Here is a 23828-nt window from a genome sequence, read left to right as displayed (position 1 = left end):
AAGTTACATTCGGACTTGTTGTAGAAACTTGTGTTAAGTTCACTTGCGCCAAAGTAACAGGTTGACCGTTTAAGGTATCGTTTACCAACACATTAGGTACAGCAGTACCACCCGTATAACCGTTAGCTGAACCATTATCGTCGTTAGCGATGATGATTCCAGCTGTTACAGGAATCGTAACAACAGCCGTATCACAATTAGTTGGATTGATAGTTTGACAAATTTGGTAAGTAATTGTATAAGTTCCAGCAGGAGTTCCAGCAGGAATAACAACATTACCAGTAGTAACATCAATAGTTGGAACTGCACCACCATTAATTGGTGTAGCAGGATTTACAACACTAATAGTTACTTGTGATGTAGTAACAGCTGTACCGTTAATATTATCGGCACCACCACCATTACTTACTAATATATTTCCAGCGTTTTGAGATCCAATAGAACCATTTACACTAGACAAAGTATCATTAATTGCATCAATTACCGCACAATTTAAGGAACCACCAGAACTATTTCCAGTGTTCACAAATGCACCGTACACACGTAAGTTACTGATCACACTTGCTAAAGAAGCAACTTTGATTCGAACTTCGTCAAAAGATTGTGTAGCATAGAATCCAACATTATAGTAACCTGGACCACTTCCTAAAATAGGAGCAATAGCAGTTAAACTAATTAATTGACCAGCACTACGGGTTTCTTTTAATTGACCGTTGTTATAAGTAGAAATTGTTAGCGATTGTAATAAATCCGCTTCAATTAAACTATTTAAGTCTTTAATTGTAAATCCGGCAAAAGTACCTGCTGGATACGTTGTCAATTGATCAACTACTGCGATCGAACCTGTAGCAGCAACTCCAGCAGTTAAAGAGATAGTTGCATAATCAGTAGTTGAAGCAGTTAATACATTGTTTGAGTTATTAACAGCACATGCCACACAAGCTACACCGTCAATTCCTGTTCTTTTACCATCTAAAGTAACAGGGAAAGTAGGAGAGGTAAGCGCATACGATTGGTTACAGTCAATTGTTGTTGGACAGAATTTTTGGAAAACTCCATTGTAAACTTTAATTGTGCCCAAAGTAACTGTAGCCAAATTCACAAATGAAATTTTCACTTCATCAAATGGCATTGTAGTTACAAAACCAACTGTTTGTCTGCTAGAACCTACTAATAAGTCTGTATTTACAGCTACTAAAGGTCCGTCACCTGTTTTCGTTTCTTGCTGAACACCATTTAAGTAAGTAGTTACACGAATAGCATCTAAAGCATTAACGTTAACTAAATTTACAGCATCAATATCAAAACCAGCAAAGTTACCAGCAGCGTAATCTGTAATTTGATCTTTAACTGCAATACTAGCACTTGTTCCAACAGAAGCAGTTAAATCTACATTTGCGTAGTTAGAAGCGTTTGTGTCGATTAAATTCTCAGTATTTGATACAGCACATAATAAACAAGCTAAACCATCAATTCCAGTATTTGAACCATTTACATATACAGGATATGTAGGAGCTGTAATTGCAACAGGAGTGTTACAAGGCAACTCAGGTCCGGCACAGAATTTTTCAATAACTGCATTATATACTTTAGTATTTCCAAGGTTTACACCAACCGTTTGATTGATGCTAAATTGTACTTCATCAAAAGATTGAGTCGCAACAAAACCTACTTTATATCTTCCAGTACTATTTAATAATAAACCATTAACTAAAAGGTTATTTCCAGAGATCTGCTCTCTCAATGAACCATTTAAATAGGTACGAACAGTAAGATTCGATAAAGCAGCAACACTTACAATATTTCTATTTTCAATTTCAAAACCAGCATAAGTTCCAGCAGGGTAATCCACTACTTGATCTTTAACAGCAACACTTCCTGAACCAGCAACACTTGCTAATAAAGTAATTGTTGCGAAATCTGTAGAGCTAGCAGAAACTAAGTTAGTAGCATTAGATACTGAACCTACACTAATTCCTGACATACCTGTGTGAGAATACTCAACTGTAGCAGGGAATGTAGGATAATTTAAAGCTGTAACTTCATTACATTCCAAAGCTGGACCTGGACAGTAGTTTACAATAACTGGATAGTAAATATTTGTTGAAGAAGCAACAGAAGCTAAACTGTTTACTGTAAATTCAATGGCATCAAATTGTTGGTTGGTATTAGCACCCACTACAAAACTACCAGGATTAGCAAGTAAACTTAAGTTAACTAAAGATGAACCATTAAATGTTTCTTTAAGAGTTCCTCCTAAATATGTTTTAACAGTGATTGCATTCAATAAATCTGCAGAAAGTAAACCACCAGTTGGTTCGATTCGGTAACCTGCAAATGTTCCAGCTGTATAAGTTGTATTTGTATCTGTTACACGAACGCGATGTGAAACACCTACACCAATACCTGTTGAAGCAGTGGCATAGTTTGTTAAACTCGCATCAATTAAACGCGATACATTACTTAATCCACAACCAATTAAACAAATTCCACTTGTTGAGGAAGAAGTCGTTAACCCATCAAACTGAATGCTTGTGAAAGGTACAAAATCAGCAGGGTTACATGCTAAAACGCCGTCATTCACTGTGATTGTTACCACTGCAGTATCGCAATTTGAAGGATTGATGGTTTCACAAATTTGATATGTTAATGTATACACACCATTAGGAGTGCCCGCAATTACGTTAACTGAACCATTACTGTTTAATACCAAATTCGGGTTGGCTACAATAGTAGTAATGGTAACATTTGATGAAGTTGCTGGATTATCATTTAAAGTATCATTTGTCAATACATTTAAAACATTGTTAGCTCCAGATGTGGCAACTATAGGGCCTGCAGTATCGTCTTCAGCCTCAATTTCTGCTGCAGAAACAGGTACAGTTACCGTTGCTGTGTCGCAGTTTGTAGGATTGGAAACTTCACAAATTTGATACACCAAAGTATAGTTACCTGCAGGAGTGCCAGGAGCAACAACAACATTGTTTCCAACTAATGAAACACCGGCATTGGTCGATGAAATTTGCGATATAGTTACTTGAGAAGCAACAACTGGATTTCCATTTAATGTATCGTTAGTCAATACATTGGTAAATGAAGTTCCACCAGCAGCTCCTACAATTGAAGTTCCTGTATCGTCATTTGCAATAATTTTATTACATCTTGAAATGGTGAAAGGAATATTACATCCTGTGCTTCCAGGAGGAACTGCATAATAAGTTACAGTTGTTCCTGCATTCATTGGGAATGGATTTGAAGCATTGTATTCCACAGTATTAGAATCTACTGGATATTCATTGTAGAAAGAAGATCCTGTAGGAAAACTTGAAGCTACATCAGATACAGGAACTGTTGTTCCAGCACCACAATAGTAGAAGTTACGAACTGTTGGAACACCTTGACAATTGGCATTCACATAATTCGTTCCATTGATTCCAATTGAAATGGCTTGAGCGATTGGTTCTCCCACACAAGTACCATTGGTGGTATATCCTTGAATTAACGGTTTGTTGTTTAAAGCAACTCCAGTTATCGCTCCGACACCAGAAATGGTTCCGTTTACTTGAATGTTATTACCACAAGAAGTGTTGTTCAAAATGGTACAATCAGTAGTAGCTCTTAATTTAAAAGTTAATCGAGCCAATACTTGATTAGGTGAAGAAGGTAAAGGTAAAGTACCAAAATCCCACACAATCGAACCTGTTGCACCTAATGTAGGGTTAAAGGTTACCGTATTTGGTGAAGGTAGAGGCGTGAATAATACCGATCCTGATGCACTATTAGTTACATAAGTAGCATTGTAGGGAATAGGAATAACAATTTTAGTATTATTAACCGCTTCAGTACCTAAGTTTTTGATATCCACACTAAAGGTCATGTCTTGACCTGGTTGAATCGAATATGGAGGAGTTGAAACGTTAACATTGTTCAATTGAGTTACACTCAACATACCTTCTTGCTCAGGTACATAAGCATCTACAGCCATGGCTATATTAAAAATAGCATAAACGTCACCACCACTACCGTATTGGAAGTTGGTTGACGTTTGACTGTTACCAATTATTGTATTATTGGTATTGTTAAGCGTAAACATCGCTATATCTATACCAGTATTGTTTGCTATGTTAGGGTTTCGCGTATTTCCACCCGTAGCAATAGAAGAATTAAAGAAATTCGACGCCGAATTACCGGTATGGGAAAGAGTAGTGTAATTATTTGTGTTTAAATTTCTAATTCTAAAGAAATCACCGGTCAGGTTTACGTCACCTTCAGAAGCCATCATACCTAATTTGATACCTACGTTACCCGTTTGTACCGTATTAAAACCTGATACAGGTAAATTTGTTGTAGATGAACCATTCATGTAGGCATGACCATCAAAGATAGTCACATCACGGTATTTCATTTTGGAGTTTTCGTAAACAACAACGATACCCCAACCTCCGGAGTATCCTGTTCCACCTCCATTACCATCACGTAATGCTAAATCGGCTACAGTATAGGAACCTAAACCGTATTGTCTAACATAGTCGGTAATTTCTGCAAATCCAGAATAAATATAATCCCCATTAGAAGTAGGGTAATAAATATTTGTTGAAGATGCTTGAAGTGTAGTGTAAGCAGTTGCACCAGGTCCTTTCAATAACGCTTTACGTTTGTCAAAAGTCTTGGTGTACGATGTACCTCCAATTGTTTTTGTTACGCTGAAAGTATTGGAAGCAGTCCCCGATTGATTAGCACGACCTGTCCAGTATAATCCGGCAAAAACAATTCGTGAACAAGAAGGAATTGCACCGTTTTCGGTTGAAAGGGTCAAATCCGCTGACGAAGAGTTGAAGGTCGGACTACCACCTAGTCCTGTAATGCTATTTCCGTCGACGTCAACATACACCATAGTGTTGTTGTTGTTAAGCGTAGTAGCACCATAATTTTGTAGGGTCAGGTTGGTATTACCAATCATGGTAAAATCCCCTTTAACATTGTAAACGGTTTTCGTCGGAGTGTACGACGAAGTACGTTGTGTAAAGGGAACATAAACCTGAGCATTTAAGCTTCCAATCATTCCAAAAAGGAACAAAAGCTGAAGAAGCAAAAATTTGGTTTTGTTAGATTTGTGAGTCATATAGTTATTTTTCATGGTATTCAACTTTGAGCTAAATTTGAATGATTACGATCCCATGTCGCTTTTGTAAACGACTATGTATGGGGTGTTTGTAGAAGTTACAACCTGAGAAATTTGTTGAAGAGTGTAAGGAAAGGTTGTAAGTATATAAACATATTTCAACTTGGTAAAAGCACTCAAGGTTGAAAGATTCAATGTACTGATGATTTGAGAAGGATTGTCAATACGAATGGTTATCAATTCAATCGTTTCCTTTTGAAAAGTAGCCTGCGGTAGACGAATAAATCCATTGAAATCAGTGTATAAACTGACAGGAGTGGCGCCATAAGTTTTCACTACATTGTCATAAAAATAAACAGACGATTGTACTTCATACACTAATTCTTTGAGTCGGGTACGATCAGGATCAGTACCGCCTCCAACGTAGGTGTCAAGTAGTTTAATCGTTGAAACTCTGGGCGAACCTGCTTGCTGGGCAAACATTTCACTTTGCATTGAGAGGAGGAAAACGATTATCGTAATCACGTTTCTCAAGACCGAATAAGAACTAATTGATTTGTTCATGTTTGATTTATTTGGGTTGATTTTGTTACTATTGTTACTATGCATTTAGGATAAAGTTAACATTGTTCAAAATTATGTTGATAAGTTTCTCAATCTTAATTTTATCTGTGAACTACCACAAAACTCGTTGAAATTCCGATTTTAACCTTTTTACGGTTATTTAACGGCATATTTGTGCTAGTTGGCGATGCATTTTAGAACGTTTTTTCTTCATTTTTTGTTGAATAAATTCTACATCTGATATATATTACTATCGATAAAATGCATAATTTAACAAATCGAAAGTAGTCAGTATTTTCTGTCTGACCAAAAAAAACATCGATAAAATGCATAAAAAAGCGGATAAAATGCATTTGATACAATATATAACATGAAAAATCTTACAATAACATGAAATATCAACTTTCTCTGATTAGACATGCAAAATCTTCATGGAATCTTCCCCTTGAGGATAAACTTCGTCCTTTAAATGAAGTCGGAATTCAACGAGCATTAGTGATGCGTGAGCATGTTCAAAGTATAATAAAAGATGCCGACTATGTCTTTTCAAGTCCGGCTGTTCGAGCACGTTCAACGGCAAATCTTATGTTGGAGGGATTGCCAATCAAACAAAATACATTCGAAATTATCCCTGAACTCTACACTTTTGACGTGCGACAACTTGAAACATTTGTTAAAAAACTGTCTTCTTCGTTAACACACGTTTTTCTTTTTGGTCATAATTCTGCTATTACAGATTTTGTTAATAAATTTGGGGACCGTTATATTGAAAATGTTCCCACTTCCGGTTGGGTAACGATTGAATTTGATTGCGAAAATTGGAGCCAAATTCAAAAAGGAAAAACCGTTCGTTTTCGGACACCCAGAGATTAATTAGCATGATAAACGATAAAAAAAACAAATTCATTGACCGCGAAAAAAGCTGGCTCACTTTCAATGCCCGTGTATTACAAGAAGCTGCTGATCCTACGGTACCCTTACTCGATAGACTTCGCTTTCTCGGTATTTTTTCTAACAATTTAGATGAGTTTTTCCGTGTACGGTTTGCCGCCATTCGACGACTTAGTTTGTCCGGACAAACCGGTGAAAAAATCTTAGGAGGAATTTCCGCCCAGCAATTGGTGAAAGAGATTACCGATATTGTAATCAAGCAACAAACGGAGAGTTTACGAATCCTTAGTGATATTGAAAAGCAATTAGAAAAAGAGAATATTATCATTGTGAATGAGACACAATTGTGTCAGGAACATCAAAATTATATTCACGATTTTTTCATTCAAAGTGTAAGTCCCGAACTCGTTACAGTAATCTTAAATGATTTAGCAGAATTTCCTTTGTTGAAGGATACCTCGGGCTATCTGGCTGTGAAATTAGTCATGCGAAAGGATGAAAATGCCAACATGTTTAGTCGTGTTCTTTCTAAAGAAGTTCGATATGCCATAGTTGAAATTCCCAAAAATATCAACCGTGTAGTTGTATTACCTTCTCTTGAAAACAAACAATACATCATGCTTTTGGATGATGTGATTCGGTATAATCTAAGTTCAATTTTTAATATTTTCGATTACGAAAGTATTTCTGCCCATATGATTAAAATTACACGCGATGCTCAGTTGGATATCGATAGTGATTTGAATAAAAGTATGTTGCAGAAAATTGCATCTTCGGTGAAAGAGCGTCGTGTGGGTGAACCGGTGCGATTTGTCTACGATACAGCCATCGATAAAGATACCCTAAACTTTTTCTTAAACAGAATGGGTATTGATAAATCCGATAGTATCATTCCTGGCGGCCGCTACCACAACCGTCGTGATTATATGGATTTTCCCAACCTCGGTCGTTTTGATTTGTTATACCAAAAAAAGACACCGCTACCCGTTCCTGGGTTGTCTCTAGAAGGCAGTATTTTAAATAAAATTGCCAAAAAAGATTATTTGGTGTACGCTCCCTTTCAGTCGTTTGCCTACCTGATCAAATTCTTGAGAGAAGCTGCTTTAGACCCGAAAGTAACCACAATCAAAATTACCTTGTACCGCTTGGCAAAGAACTCCCAAATCATCAGTTCGCTTATCAATGCCGCGCGTAATGGTAAGCGTGTTGTGGTGCAAATCGAACTTCAAGCGCGTTTCGATGAAGAGAGTAATATCTCGTATTCAGAAACCATGCAGCAAGAAGGAATTGAATTGATTTTTGGGATAAAAGGACTAAAAGTTCACAGTAAAATATGTGTGATTGAACGCTTGGAAAACCACAAAATTAAGCGTTACGGTTTCATCTCGACGGGTAATTTTAATGAGTCTTCGGCCAAAGTCTATACCGATGTAACCCTGTTCACCAGTCACCAACAAATCTTAAAAGATGTCACCAAAATCTTTGAATTTTTTGATATCAATTACCGATTACATCGCTACAAACATTTAATTGTATCGCCACACTATACCCGAAGTCGTATCTATAAATTAATCGATCGCGAAATTCTAAATGCTACTTTAGGAAAGCCTGCTTACATGGATTTGAAAATGAATTCGTTATCCGATTTTGAAATGGTGGAAAAGTTATACGAAGCCAGTAATGCCGGTGTGAAAATTCGTTTGCAAATTCGAGGTATTTGTTCACTAATACCTGGTGTTAAAGGAATGAGTGAAAATATAGAAGCCATCAGTATCGTCGATAATTTACTAGAGCATGCTCGAGTTTTTATCTTTGGCAACGAAGGGAATCCAGAGGTATACATTTCTTCAGCCGACTTTATGACTCGAAATTTGGACGGAAGGGTAGAAGTAACCTGTCCTATATACCAAGAAGATATCAAAAAAATCCTTATCGATACCTTTGAAATTGGTTGGAAAGGAAATGTAAAAGCCCGTTTCCACTCAGACAAATTGGATAATAAATACCGAAAACGCAAAGTGGACGAACCCGTTTTTCGTGCCCAATATGAAATGTATGATTACTTTAAACGACTGTTTGAAGATAAATTATTAATACCTTAATACTGCCCCAAATCGAAATGATTACCATAAAAAAATATGCAGCAATTGATATCGGTTCTAATGCGATGCGGTTGCTCATTACCAATATTGTCGAACAAGAAGGAAAAGAAACCCAATTCAATAAGTCAGCGTTAATCCGCGTACCCATTCGTCTCGGACAAGATGCCTTTACTTCCGGAATTATTTCTGAAGAAAATAAAACCCGAATGGTGGATGCGATGGAAGCGTTCCGACTCTTAATGAAAGTCTATAAAGTAGAACGCTATAAAGCTTGTGCTACTTCTGCCATGCGGGATTCAAAAAATGGACTAGAAATTACCCAAATAATCAAAGAAAAAGCGTCCATAGATATCGAAATTATTGATGGAAAAACGGAAGCAGCAATTATCGCATCCTCCGATTTACATACGTTCATTGCCTCTGATCGCACCTATCTTTATGTAGATGTTGGAGGAGGAAGTACTGAATTCTCTTTATTTTCTGAAGGTAAAATGGTGACTTCGAAATCCTTTAGAAACGGAACAGTTCGATTAATTAATGACATGGTACCCGAATCCACTTGGTCAGAAATTGAAACTTGGATTAAAGAAACGTGTGCTCCCTATGAAGAGATTATTCTCATTGGTTCGGGTGGAAATATCAATAAATTGTTCAAATTATCGGGAAAATTACAAGACAAACCACTATCATATTTGTATCTCAATTCACAATATCAGTATCTGAATTCGCTTACCTATGAACAACGTATTGCTGAATTAGGGTTAAATACCGACCGTGCCGATGTAATTATTCCTGCTACTCGTATCTACCTAAATGCGATGAAATGGAGCGGCGCTCGTCAACTATTTGTACCTAAAATCGGACTCTCAGACGGCATCGTGAAAGCGATGTATTATGGAAAAATTTAATCTTATTCTTATGAAAAAGTTAGTTGGATTAGTTCTTATTGCTCTTGTTTTTGTTGGTTGTCAAAAGACAGAATCATCCTTGCATTATCACCAAGATGCCACAAAAGGTATCAAGAATGGTGGGGTAAAGATGGTCGAAATTACAACGCCCAAAGGAAAATTCAACGTCTGGACCAAACGAATTGGAAATAATCCGAAGATCAAATTGTTGCTTTTGAATGGTGGTCCAGGTATGTCGCACGAGTATTTTGAATGCATGGACAGTTTTCTGCCAGGCGCCGAAATTGAGTACATTTATTACGATCAATTAGGAACTGGTTTTTCAGATAATCCCAACGATACTACCTTTTGGGATTTGCCGCGCTATGTGGAAGAAGTGGAACAAGTGCGAAAAGCGCTAAACCTAACCAAAGAAAATTTTTATCTGTTGGGTCACTCTTGGGGAGGGATACTCGCTATGCAATATGCCTTGAAATATCAGGAAAATTTGAAAGGGTTAATTGTTTCCAATATGATGGCAAGTTGCCCAAAATATGGGGAATATTCTAAAGTCTTAGAAAAACAATTGGACCCAATGGTACTTGTACAAATTCGCGAATTGGAAGCCAAGAAAGACTACACGAATCCAAAATATATGGAATTGTTGATGGCTAATTATTACAACCAACACATTCTTCGACTTCCCGTAAACCAATGGCCCGAACCCGTAAATCGAGCGTTCAGCCGACTGAATTCTTCCTTATATATTACTATGCAAGGACCAAGTGAATTGGGAATTTCAGGGAAATTAACCCATTGGGATGTTTCCAATAAATTGAAAAATATTGCGATCCCAACTTTAGTCATTGGTGCAAAATACGATACCATGGATCCCAAGTTTATGGAATGGATGGCCCAACAATTCCCAAAAGGTTCGTATTTATATTGTGCAAAAGGAAGTCATATGGCGATGTACGATGACCAGGAAACTTACATGAACGGATTGATAAAATTTTTAACGTCGGATCGTTAAACATCCAAATCAAATAGCTTTCGTAACAACTCCAAGTTGGGGTTGATTTCATTCAAACGGTTGAATTTGTCTTGAGGAGTAAAGGCTACTTTACTTTTCACTTCTTCATTCACTTCAATATCCAAACTGATTTCGTGGTTGTGCAATTTGGCGCGTAAAAAAGCAACCAATTCCGGTTTTTCTTTTTCAAAATCCAACTTCGAACCTTCATTCGGAAGCGTATGAATAATACGAGTTCCTTCTAATTGAGGGTCGTTTATGCGCAATAAGGCCTCCATGATTTTGTGGCCTTTGTCATTTAAACGATCAGCATATTTGTACCATTGCTCCAACATTTCCGTTTCGGTAAATTTCTCGGTCGGTAATGCTTTAGCTTCTTCTCGCACTACATTACGTTGTTGTTCTTGCAATTCTTTTTTTGCCCGAATACTGGATAGTGATAAGGCTGAAACTTTTCCACTGCCGTCATTGCCTGGCAATTGTGTCGTTAAGGGTTTTGCCACTGTTGGCGGTGGAACAGGTGTTGTTGGAGAAACTGCAGTTGGCGTTTGTGTGGGTTGAACCGTTGCTGGAGTTGCACTTTCAGTTTTTACTACTACTTCCTCCGTTTTCTGTGGAGTGGGTGCAGTAATTTCCGGTTGTTTGAGTTCCGTGATGGAATAATTGGAATTTCTAAAGTAGGTGGGCGGAATTATGAAATCAACTTTTTTTTTTCTCCATCGAAAGTGATGGAGCACAATTGCATCAATGTCAATTCGACCAATAACCGCTGATTTTGTGAAGTTTTGTATTTTAAATCACAATCATTGGCCAACTCAATAGCTTTCAATAAAAAGTCAAGCGAACACTTTTGTGCTTGTTCACCATAGAGTTTTTGGGCATGTTCACCCGCTTCGAGTAAGGTTAGAGTCGCCGGATTTTTACAAACCATTAAATCACGGAAATGCGAAGCCATTCCAATAATAAAATGATGGCCGTCAAAACCTTTGGATAAAATCGAATTATAAGCCACCAATATTTGCGGTATGTTGTTTTCCAAAATCAAATCCGTCACCATAACGTAGGTTTCAAAATCCAATACATTGAGATTCTCGGTTACTGCTTGACGGGTAAGATTGTTTCCGCAATACGATACCACACGGTCAAAAATAGATAAGGCATCCCGCATCGCACCATCAGCTTTTTGCGCAATGATGTGTAAGGCATCGTCCTCATATTGGATTCCCTGACTTTGGGCGACTTCCGCCAAATGTTCTTTCGCGTCCTTCACCGTAATGCGTTTGAAGTCAAAAATTTGACAACGCGATAAAATAGTCGGGATGATTTTGTGTTTTTCAGTAGTCGCTAAAATAAAAATAGCGTGCTTCGGCGGTTCCTCTAAAGTTTTCAAAAATGCATTAAAAGCAGCCGTAGACAACATGTGCACCTCGTCGATGATATACACTTTATATTGTCCGGTTTGGGGAGGGATGCGGACTTGATCAATCAAATTCCGAATGTCATCCACTGAGTTGTTGGAGGCAGCATCCAATTCAAAAACATTGAAGGCAAAATCTTCATTTGGGTCATCATAACCCGGTTGGTTGATTTTACGCGCCAAAATACGTGCACAAGTAGTTTTACCCACACCTCTCGGACCCGTAAATAGGAGGGCTTGTGCCAAGTGATTGGTTTCTATGGCATTCAACAACGTATTGGTAATAGCCTGCTGACCCACTACGTCTTTAAACGTTTGCGGACGGTATTTACGGGCTGATACAATAAATTGTTCCATAGTTTTCAATTGGAATACAAATATAGTTTTTTTGTGTTTTAATGGCTAATGAAGCTTCTCGAAATCCTAAAAACTTATTCACAGAATAGGTTTTTTATAAAAATTACTTTTTAATAATTCGTACTAGAGTGGTAGTCTCCTTTGTGACTAAATGAAGCCAATAAATACCTGATGTATGTCCTGACAAATCAATAGTTTCCTCGTGGGATTCCAATATTTTTTGACCTAAAAAAGTGTAAACGGTTACATTTTCTATCCTATCTTGTTCGGGAATTGCAATGGTAAAAACACCATTGGATGGGTTGGGATAGACCATGAAACGTTCGGATACTGGAATGTCAGTGTTTAACGAACTAGAACAAGGAGTATAGTTTGAAGCAGTATCGAATAAGTCAGATTGGGCTGTTCGTACACCATTTTGGGAGCCGTCAGGAATAGATTTTAATTCCATATAGTTGTCGTTTGTAGCATTATATTGTGACCAGTTGGGCAGGCCATTCCCATTGGGATCACCGGTATTGGCAAAGTTTACCCAATAATGTAAAAGTGCATTTTGAACATTAGCATCCGAAGGTTGAAATAGACTTCCTGAACCAATAGTCGAATTTTCAAAGTTATTAAAGACATATAACAATTCCATTCCATGATAACTGCCCAAAGTGGCAAGTGATGGAAGGGAATGTTTGTAGGTGAAAAAATAACGCCAAACCGGTTGTGTTTGATTTCGACTCACGCATTGTACGGTTCTACGTGTTGTTGCGGTGAATTGTGAATCAGTAAGGAGGTTAATGTAGGAATTTCGTGCTTCCTCATTGGTGCTTCCAGATGGATAAAGTGCATTGGCTTGTGGCATTAGTGAAAGTGGAAAAATACTTAATTTCAATGCCGACGTCATGGTTGGAGTAACGGTTTGCGGTGCTGATAAACTCATTTCCTCTGAGTTTGAACCCATAAGCAAGGGAACTTTATTAAAATTACCTGAGTTAAATGCGGAATAAGCAGTTTGAGTAAAACAATAATTATCTATAACAGCGGTCCAATTCATCCCTACTGCACCTCCCGATAATGGAGGATTTTCATTGGCTACTAATGTTTCCGGTGAAAGTGCTCGCATAAAAGTTATTTTATCCGTATCCGTTCCTGAAGTAGTAAAAGCATTAACGTAATCGATGCCATTTGTAATTCCAACGGAATAGGGTTTTACAACCGGTGCAGCACTTTGAATACAAGCCCTTTGGAATAACCCACTAGCTAAGGGTGAAGTGAGTAGATTGCCCACATTTACACCACCCGCACTTTCTCCAAAAACCATTACTTTAGTTGGATCACCACCAAATTGAGCGATATTGTTTTGCACCCATTGTAATGCCAAAAGTTGGTCCATAACCGCATAATTACCAGAAATATTTTGTGAATTCTCTGTTTCGAGTCCCGGATGCGCAAGAAAACCTAATGGACCTAATCGGTACTGAATTGTCACTACAACAGCATTACCGCGTTCAGCCATATTTTTGCCAAAAAATAGAGGAGTGCCACCACCTTCTTCACTCGCACCTCCTTGCTGATTTCCGCCTCCATGAATGTAAACTAATACAGGTAAATTGCCTACACTTAGCTGCGGTGTCCAAACATTTAGATATAAACAATCTTCATTACCTACAATTGAAGAAGTTGTTCCCCCTTGATCATATTTTTTTTGGGGACAAACTGGGGCAAAAGAGTTTGTGATTAAAGGTGTTGCCCAGGCATCGGGATTTTGAGGGGCTTTCCATCTAAGATTTCCGATTGGAGGTTTTGCAAATGGAATCCCTAAAAACTGATATACAGTTCCATTTTGTGTACCTTGAATCGGTCCAAATTGTGTTGAGACATTTTGTGCGTTAACACAAGCAATTGAAAAGAATAGGGAAAGTAATAGTGATTTCATGGGCTACCTTTTTTAGGATTTAGATACAATTGGAGTTGTAAGGTTTAAAGGTAATCGTAATTTTTTTAATTCAGAGTTCTCTATAATAAAAGGGACTTTTCCAAAGATATAAATGTATCTTTGCAGTGCAGACCGCCTTATCGCTGTTTCGATTCGTCGAGATGGAGGAAAGTCCGGACACCAAAGAGTAGCATAGCGGGTAACGCCCGTCCTTTCGAGAAATCGGAAGAGGACTAGTGCAACAGAAAGGATGTACAGTTCGGCTGTAGTGAAATCAGGTAAACTCTATGCGGTGCAATGCCATGTATACCGACAGTTAAGGGCTACTCGTTCGTTGTCGGGGGGTAGGCAGATAGATCGTATTAGTAATAATACGACCAGATAAATGATAAGGGTCTTATCCTAAAAGATGAGATACAGAATCCGGCTTACAGGTCTGCTTTTTTATTCTTCTTCCTCTTCTTCGGAAGGATATTCAAAAAAGGTAAAAACCGAAGCGCCATAATTTCGGTCATAGGAGAAAAACTCAAGTTGCTCCATTTTCGTGTTTTTGGAATGTTCGACCACCAAAACGCCTTGTTCATCCAGTAAATCTTGTTCGAAAATCAATTCGACCAAACGATGAAAATCCTTTTCGGCCATATCATACGGTGGGTCAGCAAAAATGACATCGTACGAACCGCGATGGCGTTCTAAGAATTTGAAGACATCACTTTTGATTGCCGTAATGTTTAAATCCAATTCGTTCGCCGTCTTTTTGATGTAATTCACACAGCCAAAATCGGCATCCACACTGATGATTTCGGGACATCCGCGCGAACCAAATTCATAACTGATGTTGCCCGTTCCCGAAAATAAATCGAGTACTTTCAAATCAGAAAAGTGAAAATGGTTGTTTAAAATATTGAATAACGATTCCTTACTCATGTCCGTTGTGGGACGAACCGGTAAGTTTTTGGGTGCGACCAAGCGTCGACCTTTGTATTTTCCTGAAATAATTCTCACGCGTGTACTAGTATAAAGTGTTGACGGTTTTCTGCCTCTGTTCTTCCATTCACCATAAATTTCATTGACAGCAACGATACATCGCGAACATATTTATACGCCATTTGATACAAGTCATCTTCTTCTTCAACAGCTCCCAAAAGCACTAATGGAAACGACTCCGGATTCAGATGCAATTGTTCCGCTGTAAATAAAATATAATAGATAAAGTCCTCTGGGGTTTTGAACTCAAACGAATTGTACAATTGCAACTTCCGATTTTCAATCACCACAATTTCGAAATGACCACTGCTTACATGAACATACATCGTTCGTTGGTCATTGTTTTTCGAATAATCCAATAATTTTTGGACCAATAAGGTATGGGCATGCTGGTAATCAAACGAACCGTATTGGTCAATGAAAAAATTATTCATGTTCACATACGGGATATACACATTCTCCATTTCATAGTTGGGCAAACTATCGTAGGTAAAATAATCCGTTTCAAAAACCTTGGTGTTGTATTGCAAATAACTTCCAATGAACTCGGAATCAAATAGGGCAGTGGGGACAAACGTACACAAATTATTACTGTGAATAATTTTGATTTCGTCATACGAATTTCGCAATTCAGGATATTCATGAAAAACCACGGCAAACAAATCTTCTATTTTCGAACTGCGTTGAAAGGCTGAAAAGGGTATCGATTGTAAGGCAATAATATGATCGGTAATTACATCAAAAACAGCAAAAGATAATCCGCTCAGGGAAACCTGAATGGAAAGTCGTTTGTATGTTTTGTCGATGATGCTACTCATTATATATATAGGAGTGGACAAACTTACGAAATATTGTTAATATAAGCCTTTCATGGGTTGCCCCAAATTTGCCCCGACTCGACTATCTTTGTAGGGCATGAAAAATTTTTATCAGCACTTGTACCATTCTTTTCCGTTTCAGCCTACGTTGAAACAGGAAGTCTTTTTTCAAAAAATTGCTCAATACATCACAGACCCGAGTGACGACAGTATTTTCGTCTTGAAAGGTTATGCGGGAACAGGGAAGACAACGGTCATTTCAACGCTTGTCAATTGCTTAGCTGACATTAACTATAAATCAGTCTTATTGGCACCCACCGGGCGAGCCGCGAAAGTTATTGCCAATTATTCCCAAAAACCCGCATTTACGATTCATAAGAAAATTTATTTTCCCAAGAAGTCAGCTGGCGGCGTCTCGTTTACCATCCAACAGAACAAACACAAAAACACCATATTCATTGTCGATGAGGCTTCCATGATTTCCGATCAAGATGGCGGGTCGGGCATGTATCAAAACGGTTCTTTGTTGGATGACCTTATTTTTTACGTGTACAACAGTCAGAATTGCAAGCTTATATTATTAGGAGATACGGCTCAGTTACCTCCTGTGAATCGAACGGATTCTCCAGCGTTGAATACCGATACTTTAGCATTGCATTATGATAAAAAGATTGACAGTATCGAACTCGATGAAGTCATGCGGCAAGAGGAAAAGTCGGGGATACTTTATAATGCAACGCAATTGCGCGAAATGCTACAGGAAGCCTTTTTTGAAGAATTCCAATTTCAACTCAGGGGATTTAAAGATATCATCCGTTTGGTGGATGGCTATGATATTCAAGATGCTATCAATAGTGCCTACAGTAATTATTCCATAGAAGATACCGCTTTTATTGTGCGCTCTAACAAACGGGCCAACCAGTACAATGAACAAATTCGGTCTCGTATCCTTTTTAAGGAAAGTGAATTGTCGGTGGGTGACTTTTTAATGGTGGTCAAGAATAATTATTTTTGGTTGAAAGAAACCGATGCTGCTGGTTTTATTGCGAATGGCGATATTATCGAAGTCTTGGAGCTATTTGGTTTTAAAGAATTATACGGATTTCACTTTGCCCGTGTCAAAATTCGGATGGTGGATTATCCCGATCAGATACCTTTTGAAACCGTTTTGCTCTTGGATACTATAAAAAGCGAATCGCCGGCTTTAACCTATGAGCAATCCAATCGTTTGTATGAAGAAGTGCTGTTAGATTATGAAGACGAACCTTCGAAGTATAAAAAAATGGAGAAGTTGAAACAAAATGAATATTTCAATGCACTCCAAGTGAAGTTCTCGTATGCCATCACCTGCCACAAATCGCAAGGCGGACAATGGAATACGGTTTTTGTCGAACAACCCTATTTACCCGAAGGAATGGATGCGGATTATGTGCGCTGGCTCTATACCGCCATGACCCGTGCCAAAGATAAACTGTACTTGATTGGGTTTAAAGAGGAGTTTTTTGAAGGATAGGTTTAGAGAAAAGAAGCAAGAAGCAAGAAGCAAGAAAATTTCGTGTTTAATCATGTTACTTGCTACACTTTTTAAACCCTTTCCACTTTTAAACCTATATAATTGCAACCTGAACTTATCCAAGCGCAGCGACTTTGTGACCTTAAAATACCATGGAATGGTCATCAAATCTTAGTGACTTCGTGGTTAATAAAAAAAAATAAAAATCCTTCTGAACTAAACATTTACAATGTATCAATTTGAAGACTTGAAATTATTAGTTCTTAGAAAGTAACCTGAAACCTGAAACTTGAAACTTGAAACAAAAAAAAAGCGCCCGAAGGCGCTCACACGATTGACCAAATTCTAGTTTACTCTTTTGTTTCTTTTTTCTTTTCTTTTTTCTTCGCTTTCTTCTCTTGTTTCTTTTTCATTCCCTCTTCACGATGCTTCTTCCATTGTTTCAATTGTTCAGGAGTTAAGATTTTTTTCATCGCCTCTTCATCCGCTTTTATTCGCGCTTCGTGATGTGCTTTTCGTTCTGACGGTTGGGGACGTTCTCCATCTTTCGGTTTGAAAGCTTCGCGTTCCGCTTTTCGTTTTTTAAAATGCTCCCGAAGTTGGGTCACTTGTTGATCACTTAATTTTAAATCCTTTTTCATTCGTTCCAAATGCTTTTCCGGATTTTCATTTTCATGAGGAGGACCGTCATTAGGTGGTGGACCCGCAGGTCGTTCTTGAGCGGTAAGCGATACCCCCAAGAGTAACAATACAAAACAAATTACTTTTTTCATACGACATTAAATTTTAGATACTAAAACTATTAGAAAACATTTGGATATAAAAGTTTAATCGGTTAACCTAATTTTTTAAGCGGTAGAAGGGAGGTTATTCCTAAAATAGTCTTAAAGAGAGGAAGCGTGGAGTGAGCAGATTTCTTAGGGATGCGTTCGACATCATTGCGTAATGTTTCCGTAGTGAGTCCGAGAAAATTATCATTTTCACGGACTCATCACGGACTCACCACGGTCTCATCACGGACACACTTCGGACACACGTGCAATGAAATCAGCATCTATTTACGAGGGAACCCGTTTTGAAATTCGTTATTACTTTTGCGAAATCTGTATCTTTAACCCAAAATATACCACTATGAAAGTCATTGCTGTGATTCCCGCTCGATTTGCTTCCACGCGTTTTCCCGCCAAATTAGTTCAGGATTTGTGTGGAAAGCCCGTTATTGTTCGCACCTATGAAGCGGCACTTCAAACCCAACTCTTTGATGATGTTTTTGTAGTGACCGATGCCGATGAAATTGAAAATGCCATACAAGCACATGGGGGAAAGGTAATTCGCAGTCAGCGCGAACATGAAAGTGGGAGTGATCGAATTGCAGAAGCGGTGGCCCATTTGGAGGCCGATATAGTGGTCAATGTGCAAGGTGACGAACCTTTTATTGTCAAGGAACCATTAGCCCAAGTATTGGAAGTATACCGCCAAGATGTCAACTATGAAATTGATTTGGCTTCTCTAATGTTTGAAATTACGGAGGAAGCAGAAATCGCTAATCCCAACAATGTGAAAGTGGTTACTGACCAAAAAGGATTTGCACTATATTTCTCCCGTTCCGTAATTCCGTATCCCCGCGATACGCAAGCAGGCGTGCGGTATATGAAACATGTCGGAATTTATGCTTTCCGAAAACAAGCCTTGTTGGATTTTGCACAATGGCCCATGAAACCTTTAGAAGCTTCCGAAAAATTGGAACAACTCCGTTATTTGGAATATGGCAAACGCATTCGCATGGTGGAAACCACCCATGTAGGCATTGGGATTGATACGCCTGAAGATCTTGAAAAAGCGCGAAAACTCTGGAATCAGAAGTATTGATATTTGCAGTTATTCAGCCTCGTTATCAAAATAGCCTTTGCTTTTTACTTTGGTGGAGAAGAAATTCAGAAACAACAACACAAAAGATAAAAAGAACATCGCTTGAATACTTACCAAAATTTTGCCATAAGTAGTAATGGGGTGATAATCTCCAAATCCGATAGAGTTGGCACTAACCACACTAAAGTATATGGGGTCAAACCAATGGGTAAACGGTTTGTTCATATGATGGCCCAAAGTATACAAAACGGCAAAGGAAACAACAATTTCGAGGTAATTAAAAAACAGCAATAGCATCGATCGTTTGTAGGATCTGGGTTGCATAAAAAGGTCTGATGCAAAAATAAGAGTTGGGATATACAATACCGTTTCCAAAAGCATATACAACATTAGGAGTACAATCCAGGATTGATCTTGTAAGTTATGGATTAGAATAAACCAAGGGAATGCCATTTTCAATAAGATATAAGTGTCCATGGAAAGGTCTTGGTATTCGGGTCCGATTTTGCATGCGAGGTATTTGATATAAACCCCTGGGAAAAGCAATTGTGTCGAAGAAAGGAATAAGCGTACAATCTTTTCAATCCCATTATCGTATTGATGGTCATTATTCCAAATAGCGCGGATATTTAAAATGCGCCGTTGGATAGGGTTGAAACGGGGTCTGTTTTTATAGGTAAACTTACCCACGAGTAATTTTTTTAAAAATACCATTAGTGCAATTTTTTAATGGTGAACAATTCGTTATGTTCCTCCACTTTCGGGTACATGCGCAATGAAAAATCCGCATTGAATTTTTTGCGGTAATCCAAATTGCGTGCCCGATCTTTGTCCGTGAGTACCATCGTATTGAACAAAATAAAACCCTCCGTATTCAGCAACGCATTGATTCGTTGGATAAAAAAATCCTGAAATAAGAAATTGGGCATTTGGGTATCTTGAAAAATATCAATGATAATCAAATCGTAGTGTTCTTTTGTTTTGAGGATAAATTCGAAAGCATCGTCTGCAATCAATTCCAAATTGGCAAAACGATCAATTTTGAAGTAGTCTTTGGCAATTTGTAATATGTCAGCATCAATTTCAACTCCGGTAATTCGTCCTTTAAATTGTATTTCTTCCACTAGGGTTTCAATCACACTGCCACCAGCAACACCCAAAACTAGAATTGAATTGAAATTTCGGATACGTTCAAATCCGATGTATTTTAAGCCCTTGCGCAAAATACGTTGCAAACTCCCAAAAGAATAATTGGTGTTTTTGCTATCCAAAACCAGCTGCCCATTATTCCAAGTGACTTCTAACGTTTTACTAACCGTCGACTTTTTTTTGACGACATTAATTGGAATAAGATAGCTAAGGTATTTGGCTAACATGGAGTTAGGTGATTACAGGTTAATGTTCTAAATTTACGCAAAATTTACGGGATGAAAAAACGGCTTTACGAATTTATTTTTTACAAAATCATGGGGTGGAAACTCACGGGTTCATTTGATCCCAATGTAAAGAAATGTGTGATTGCTGTACTGCCACATACCTGTAACTTCGATTTTTTTATAGGGTTATTTGTCAGAGGAATTTCGAATCAACAAATGAATTTTGTAGGCAAAAAAGAATTGTTTGTTTTTCCTTTCGGTTATTATTTTCGCGCAATCGGTGGCGCACCTTTGGATCGAAGCGGGGGTAAAAATTTAGTCGATGCCATCGTCGATATTTTTAATTCTCGCGAAGTTTTCCGATTAGGAATTGCTCCAGAAGGTACCCGAAAATATGTGGAGGAATTGCGTACCGGATTTTATTTTATTGCGCATAAAGCTCATGTTCCGATTATTCCTGTAGCCTTTGATTATGAAAAAAAAGAAGTGCGAATTGGTGCTCCTTTTTACCCGTCAGGCCAATTGGATACTGACCTTCCCGTGTTTTTATCTTTTTATAAAGGAGTGAAAGGCCGCTTTCCTGAACGACAATTTCCACAATTGTAAAACCAAACTACAAGTTCTTTCGTACATAAAGGTGTCAAAATTAATTAACACACTTTATTATGAAAAAGAAATTAGTACTCTTAGCCTTTATCCCGGCATTATTCTCTTGTAGTAACGATGACAATTCAACTACACCATCCAATCCTGAACTTCGATTAGTTACTTCGAGCAACACTTCTGGTAAAGTATCCTACACCGATTTAATGGAATCTTCACCTACAGTAAAATCGTTTACAATAGGTTCATTAGACACCGATGGCGTTTTTTATGACAGTGAGCGCGATGAAATTTTGTTAGCGTCACGGTCTTTTAATAAATTAGAGGTTTACAATGGTATCAAAAATGCGGTAGCTACCAATGCAGCGGCACTTAACTTGGCACTTGCCTCGGGTTCAGAATTTAATAATCCGCGTGAAGTAGCTGTAGTGGGTGACAAAGTAGTGGTTACTCAAGATCAAAACGCAGCCAATGCAAACACCAATAAGTTGTTAGTTTATCAACGTACAGGAAATAGCTTAACATTATTGAATAATTATACAGTTAATTTCAAAACTTGGGGGATTGCAATTGATGGAACAACATTGTATGCTATTGCTGACTTAACAGGTGATTTAGTCGTGTTTGAAAACTTCTTTGGAAAACCAAATGGCGCTATTACTCCTACAAAACGAGTTACCATTCAAGGTTTAGTGCGCACACACGGAATTGCATTCTCTAAAATGGATGACCGTATGGTATTGACCGATGTTGGTGCTGCTTCATCCGATTCTGATGGTGGACTAATCGTAATCAATAATTTCAGTTCAGTATTAGGTATGACTTCCAATGGAGGTACAATTGCTTTGTCCAATCAAGTGCGAATCTACGGACCGATGTCAACTATGGGGAATCCCGTTGATGTTGCCTATGACGAAGGAAATGATAAAATATATGTAGCAGAACGTTTAAACATGGGCGGTCGATTGCTAACCTTTAACTTGCCAACAACAACAGGAGATGCTGCACCTGCAGCTGCACGTGCAGAAGCCGGAATCAGCAGTGTTCACTTGCACCGAAAATAAATCTGTTTTAATTTGTTAGACTAAGGTGGAAAGCCTCCAAGTGCGCAGACTTGGGGGCTTTTTTAGTATATTTGTAGAAATAGAGTGCTCGATGGATTATTTTGAATGCCATAAAAATTACAAACAAAACCAACTCTTTGGTCGCTATATTACCTTATCACAAATAGAAAGTGTCTTGCAATCGCTTTCGATTCATCCCGAAAGTAAAGGTTATTCTGTTCAAAACCGACCCTTATACCAATTCGATATAGGAAATGGCAAGTTCAAGGTCTTACTTTGGTCCCAGATGCACGGGAATGAAGGGACAACTACAAAAGCGTTGTTCGATTTCATTGCCTTTTTACAATCCGATGACCCATTGGCTGAGGCGTTGCAGCAACGTTTCAAGTTTCGAATTCTTCCTATGGTCAATCCCGATGGGGCAGAAGCTTATACGCGTGTTAATGCCAATCAAGTAGATTTGAATCGGGACTCGGTCGATTTAAGCCAACCCGAAAGTCGGTTTTTGCGTGGTGCATTTGATGAGTTTCAACCTAATTTGGCTTATAATTTACATGATCAACGGACCATTTTTGGAGCCGGAAATACAGGCAATCCCGCCACAGTTTCCTTTTTAGCGCCAGCTTATAATGAAGAACGAGCGATCAATGAGGTTCGCACCAAAGCCATGAACGTCATTGTGGCGATGAATGAAGAATTGCAAAAGCATATCCCCAATCAAGTAGGTCGTTTTGATGATGGATTTAACCTCAATTGTATTGGCGATCGTTTTATTAATTTAGGGGTTCCGACAATTTTATTTGAAGCGGGTCATTATCCGAATGATTATTATCGAGAATATACCCGCAAAATGATTTTTATTGCACTCATTTCGGGTTTGAAGTATATTTACGAAAACGATATAGTTGACAACAAAAACGAGCTATATTTACAAATTCCTCAAAATAATGCCGTTTTTTATGATTTTATTTATAAAAACATTAAAATAAATTATGACGGTAAAGAAATAATTACGAATTTTGCTGCACAATACCGTGAAGAATTAATCAACGGGAATATCGAATTTAATGCCTACATCTGTGAAGTGGGAGCGTTAGAAGGAAAAATAGGTCATTTTTCTTACAATGCCCACAAAATGAGGTACTCAGATGGTAAAAATGATATTCCGAATATTGATGAAAAAGCGGATTTTTATTTAGAAAAAAACATAAAATTTGTTAATGGAGTTAAAATATAACATTAATAATACTTTTTTTTTAAATAAAATACATTAATTTGCAAGCATAATAAATAAACAA

Annotated in this window: 19 protein-coding genes and 1 other RNA gene; 10 read left to right on the top strand and 10 right to left on the bottom strand. The window is 38.0% G+C overall.

Annotated elements, in window-relative coordinates; genetic code table 11:
• Together EQG61_RS13425 and EQG61_RS13420 are read right to left on the bottom strand one after the other, a co-directional pair.
• Positions 1-5122 (bottom strand): hypothetical protein (locus EQG61_RS13425; protein WP_129462461.1); only part of this gene is annotated, 5122 nt, incomplete at its 3' end.
• 45 nt (positions 5123-5167) lie between these two features.
• The gene (locus EQG61_RS13420) at positions 5168-5686 is read right to left on the bottom strand and encodes a hypothetical protein (RefSeq protein WP_129462460.1); all 519 of its coding nucleotides are present in this window, start codon (positions 5684-5686) and stop codon (positions 5168-5170) included.
• A gap of 390 nt (positions 5687-6076) precedes the next feature.
• Between EQG61_RS13420 and EQG61_RS13415 the strand changes: the two genes are divergently transcribed.
• Genes EQG61_RS13415 through EQG61_RS13400 form a run of 4 tightly spaced genes read left to right on the top strand, consistent with a single transcriptional unit; the run spans position 6077 to position 10599 of the window.
• The gene (locus EQG61_RS13415) at positions 6077-6559 is read left to right on the top strand and encodes a SixA phosphatase family protein (protein ID WP_129462459.1); all 483 of its coding nucleotides are present in this window, start codon (positions 6077-6079) and stop codon (positions 6557-6559) included.
• Positions 6560-6564: 5 nt separating this feature from the next.
• Positions 6565-8679 (top strand): polyphosphate kinase 1, encoded by a 2115-nt coding sequence (ppk1, locus tag EQG61_RS13410; protein WP_164974943.1) that lies wholly within the window; start codon positions 6565-6567, stop codon positions 8677-8679.
• Between the two features lie 17 nt (positions 8680-8696).
• On the top strand, positions 8697-9587 hold the full coding sequence (locus EQG61_RS13405) for a Ppx/GppA phosphatase family protein (protein WP_129462458.1): 891 nt from the start codon (positions 8697-8699) through the stop codon (positions 9585-9587).
• Between the two features lie 10 nt (positions 9588-9597).
• Positions 9598-10599, top strand: a complete 1002-nt coding sequence (locus tag EQG61_RS13400) for a proline iminopeptidase-family hydrolase (RefSeq protein ID WP_129462457.1) — start codon at positions 9598-9600, stop codon at positions 10597-10599.
• On the opposite strand, the gene EQG61_RS13395 is transcribed toward EQG61_RS13400, so the two are convergent.
• The 3 genes from EQG61_RS13395 to EQG61_RS13385 form a co-directional block, all read right to left on the bottom strand.
• The gene (locus tag EQG61_RS13395) at positions 10596-11336 is read right to left on the bottom strand and encodes a DNA polymerase III subunit gamma/tau (RefSeq protein ID WP_235829070.1); all 741 of its coding nucleotides are present in this window, start codon (positions 11334-11336) and stop codon (positions 10596-10598) included. The genes EQG61_RS13400 and EQG61_RS13395 overlap by 4 nt on opposite strands.
• Positions 11291-12373 (bottom strand): DNA polymerase III subunit gamma/tau, encoded by a 1083-nt coding sequence (gene dnaX / locus EQG61_RS13390; RefSeq protein ID WP_129462456.1) that lies wholly within the window; start codon positions 12371-12373, stop codon positions 11291-11293. Before dnaX ends, EQG61_RS13395 begins: the two co-directional genes overlap by 46 nt.
• Before the next feature lie 103 nt (positions 12374-12476).
• Positions 12477-14300 (bottom strand): carboxylesterase family protein, encoded by a 1824-nt coding sequence (locus EQG61_RS13385; protein ID WP_129462455.1) that lies wholly within the window; start codon positions 14298-14300, stop codon positions 12477-12479.
• Positions 14301-14424: 124 nt separating this feature from the next.
• Between EQG61_RS13385 and rnpB the strand changes: the two genes are divergently transcribed.
• Positions 14425-14747: RNase P RNA component class A (rnpB, locus tag EQG61_RS13380), an RNA gene on the top strand.
• On the opposite strand, the gene rsmD is transcribed toward rnpB, so the two are convergent.
• Both rsmD and EQG61_RS13370 read right to left on the bottom strand, forming a co-directional pair.
• Positions 14745-15305, bottom strand: coding sequence for a 16S rRNA (guanine(966)-N(2))-methyltransferase RsmD (gene rsmD, locus EQG61_RS13375; RefSeq protein ID WP_129462454.1), 561 nt, complete (start codon positions 15303-15305; stop codon positions 14745-14747). The genes rnpB and rsmD overlap by 3 nt on opposite strands.
• Positions 15302-16105 carry a DUF3822 family protein gene (locus tag EQG61_RS13370; RefSeq protein ID WP_129462453.1) on the bottom strand — a complete coding sequence of 268 codons (804 nt, stop codon included), beginning with the start codon at positions 16103-16105 and terminating at the stop codon, positions 15302-15304. Before EQG61_RS13370 ends, rsmD begins: the two co-directional genes overlap by 4 nt.
• Before the next feature lie 97 nt (positions 16106-16202).
• Here EQG61_RS13370 and EQG61_RS13365 point away from each other — a divergent pair, with 97 nt between their 5' ends.
• Positions 16203-17618, top strand: a complete 1416-nt coding sequence (locus tag EQG61_RS13365; protein WP_129462452.1) for an ATP-dependent DNA helicase — start codon at positions 16203-16205, stop codon at positions 17616-17618.
• Positions 17619-17968: 350 nt separating this feature from the next.
• Here the strand turns inward: EQG61_RS13365 and EQG61_RS13360 are convergent, their stop codons facing one another.
• Positions 17969-18391: a Spy/CpxP family protein refolding chaperone gene (locus EQG61_RS13360; RefSeq protein WP_129462451.1), complete on the bottom strand. Its 423-nt coding sequence runs from the start codon at positions 18389-18391 to the stop codon at positions 17969-17971.
• Between the two features lie 358 nt (positions 18392-18749).
• Between EQG61_RS13360 and kdsB the strand changes: the two genes are divergently transcribed.
• Positions 18750-19487 (top strand): 3-deoxy-manno-octulosonate cytidylyltransferase, encoded by a 738-nt coding sequence (gene kdsB, locus EQG61_RS13355; protein WP_129462450.1) that lies wholly within the window; start codon positions 18750-18752, stop codon positions 19485-19487.
• Between the two features lie 9 nt (positions 19488-19496).
• Here kdsB and EQG61_RS13350 read toward each other — a convergent pair whose 3' ends face one another.
• Both EQG61_RS13350 and EQG61_RS13345 read right to left on the bottom strand, forming a co-directional pair.
• A complete protein-coding gene (locus EQG61_RS13350) occupies positions 19497-20201 on the bottom strand; it encodes a potassium channel family protein (protein ID WP_129462449.1) in 705 nt (234 codons plus the stop codon).
• Positions 20201-20863 carry a spermidine synthase gene (locus EQG61_RS13345; RefSeq protein WP_129462448.1) on the bottom strand — a complete coding sequence of 221 codons (663 nt, stop codon included), beginning with the start codon at positions 20861-20863 and terminating at the stop codon, positions 20201-20203. Before EQG61_RS13345 ends, EQG61_RS13350 begins: the two co-directional genes overlap by 1 nt.
• Before the next feature lie 51 nt (positions 20864-20914).
• On the opposite strand from EQG61_RS13345, the gene EQG61_RS13340 reads away from it, so the two are divergent.
• The 3 genes from EQG61_RS13340 to EQG61_RS13330 all read left to right on the top strand — a co-directional run bounded on the left by EQG61_RS13340 (position 20915) and on the right by EQG61_RS13330 (position 23767).
• A complete protein-coding gene (locus EQG61_RS13340) occupies positions 20915-21469 on the top strand; it encodes a 1-acyl-sn-glycerol-3-phosphate acyltransferase (protein ID WP_129462447.1) in 555 nt (184 codons plus the stop codon).
• A gap of 59 nt (positions 21470-21528) precedes the next feature.
• The gene (locus tag EQG61_RS13335; protein ID WP_129462446.1) at positions 21529-22530 is read left to right on the top strand and encodes a hypothetical protein; all 1002 of its coding nucleotides are present in this window, start codon (positions 21529-21531) and stop codon (positions 22528-22530) included.
• Between the two features lie 91 nt (positions 22531-22621).
• Positions 22622-23767, top strand: a complete 1146-nt coding sequence (locus tag EQG61_RS13330) for a M14 family metallopeptidase (protein WP_129462445.1) — start codon at positions 22622-22624, stop codon at positions 23765-23767.
• Positions 23768-23828 lie beyond the last annotated feature (61 nt).

The organism is Flavobacterium stagni (assembly GCF_004122105.1).
In the GTDB taxonomy this organism is placed as follows: domain Bacteria; phylum Bacteroidota; class Bacteroidia; order Flavobacteriales; family Flavobacteriaceae; genus Flavobacterium; species Flavobacterium stagni.
The sequence above is the reverse complement of the archived record's forward strand: the minus strand, read 5'-3'. Positions and strand labels throughout refer to the sequence as shown.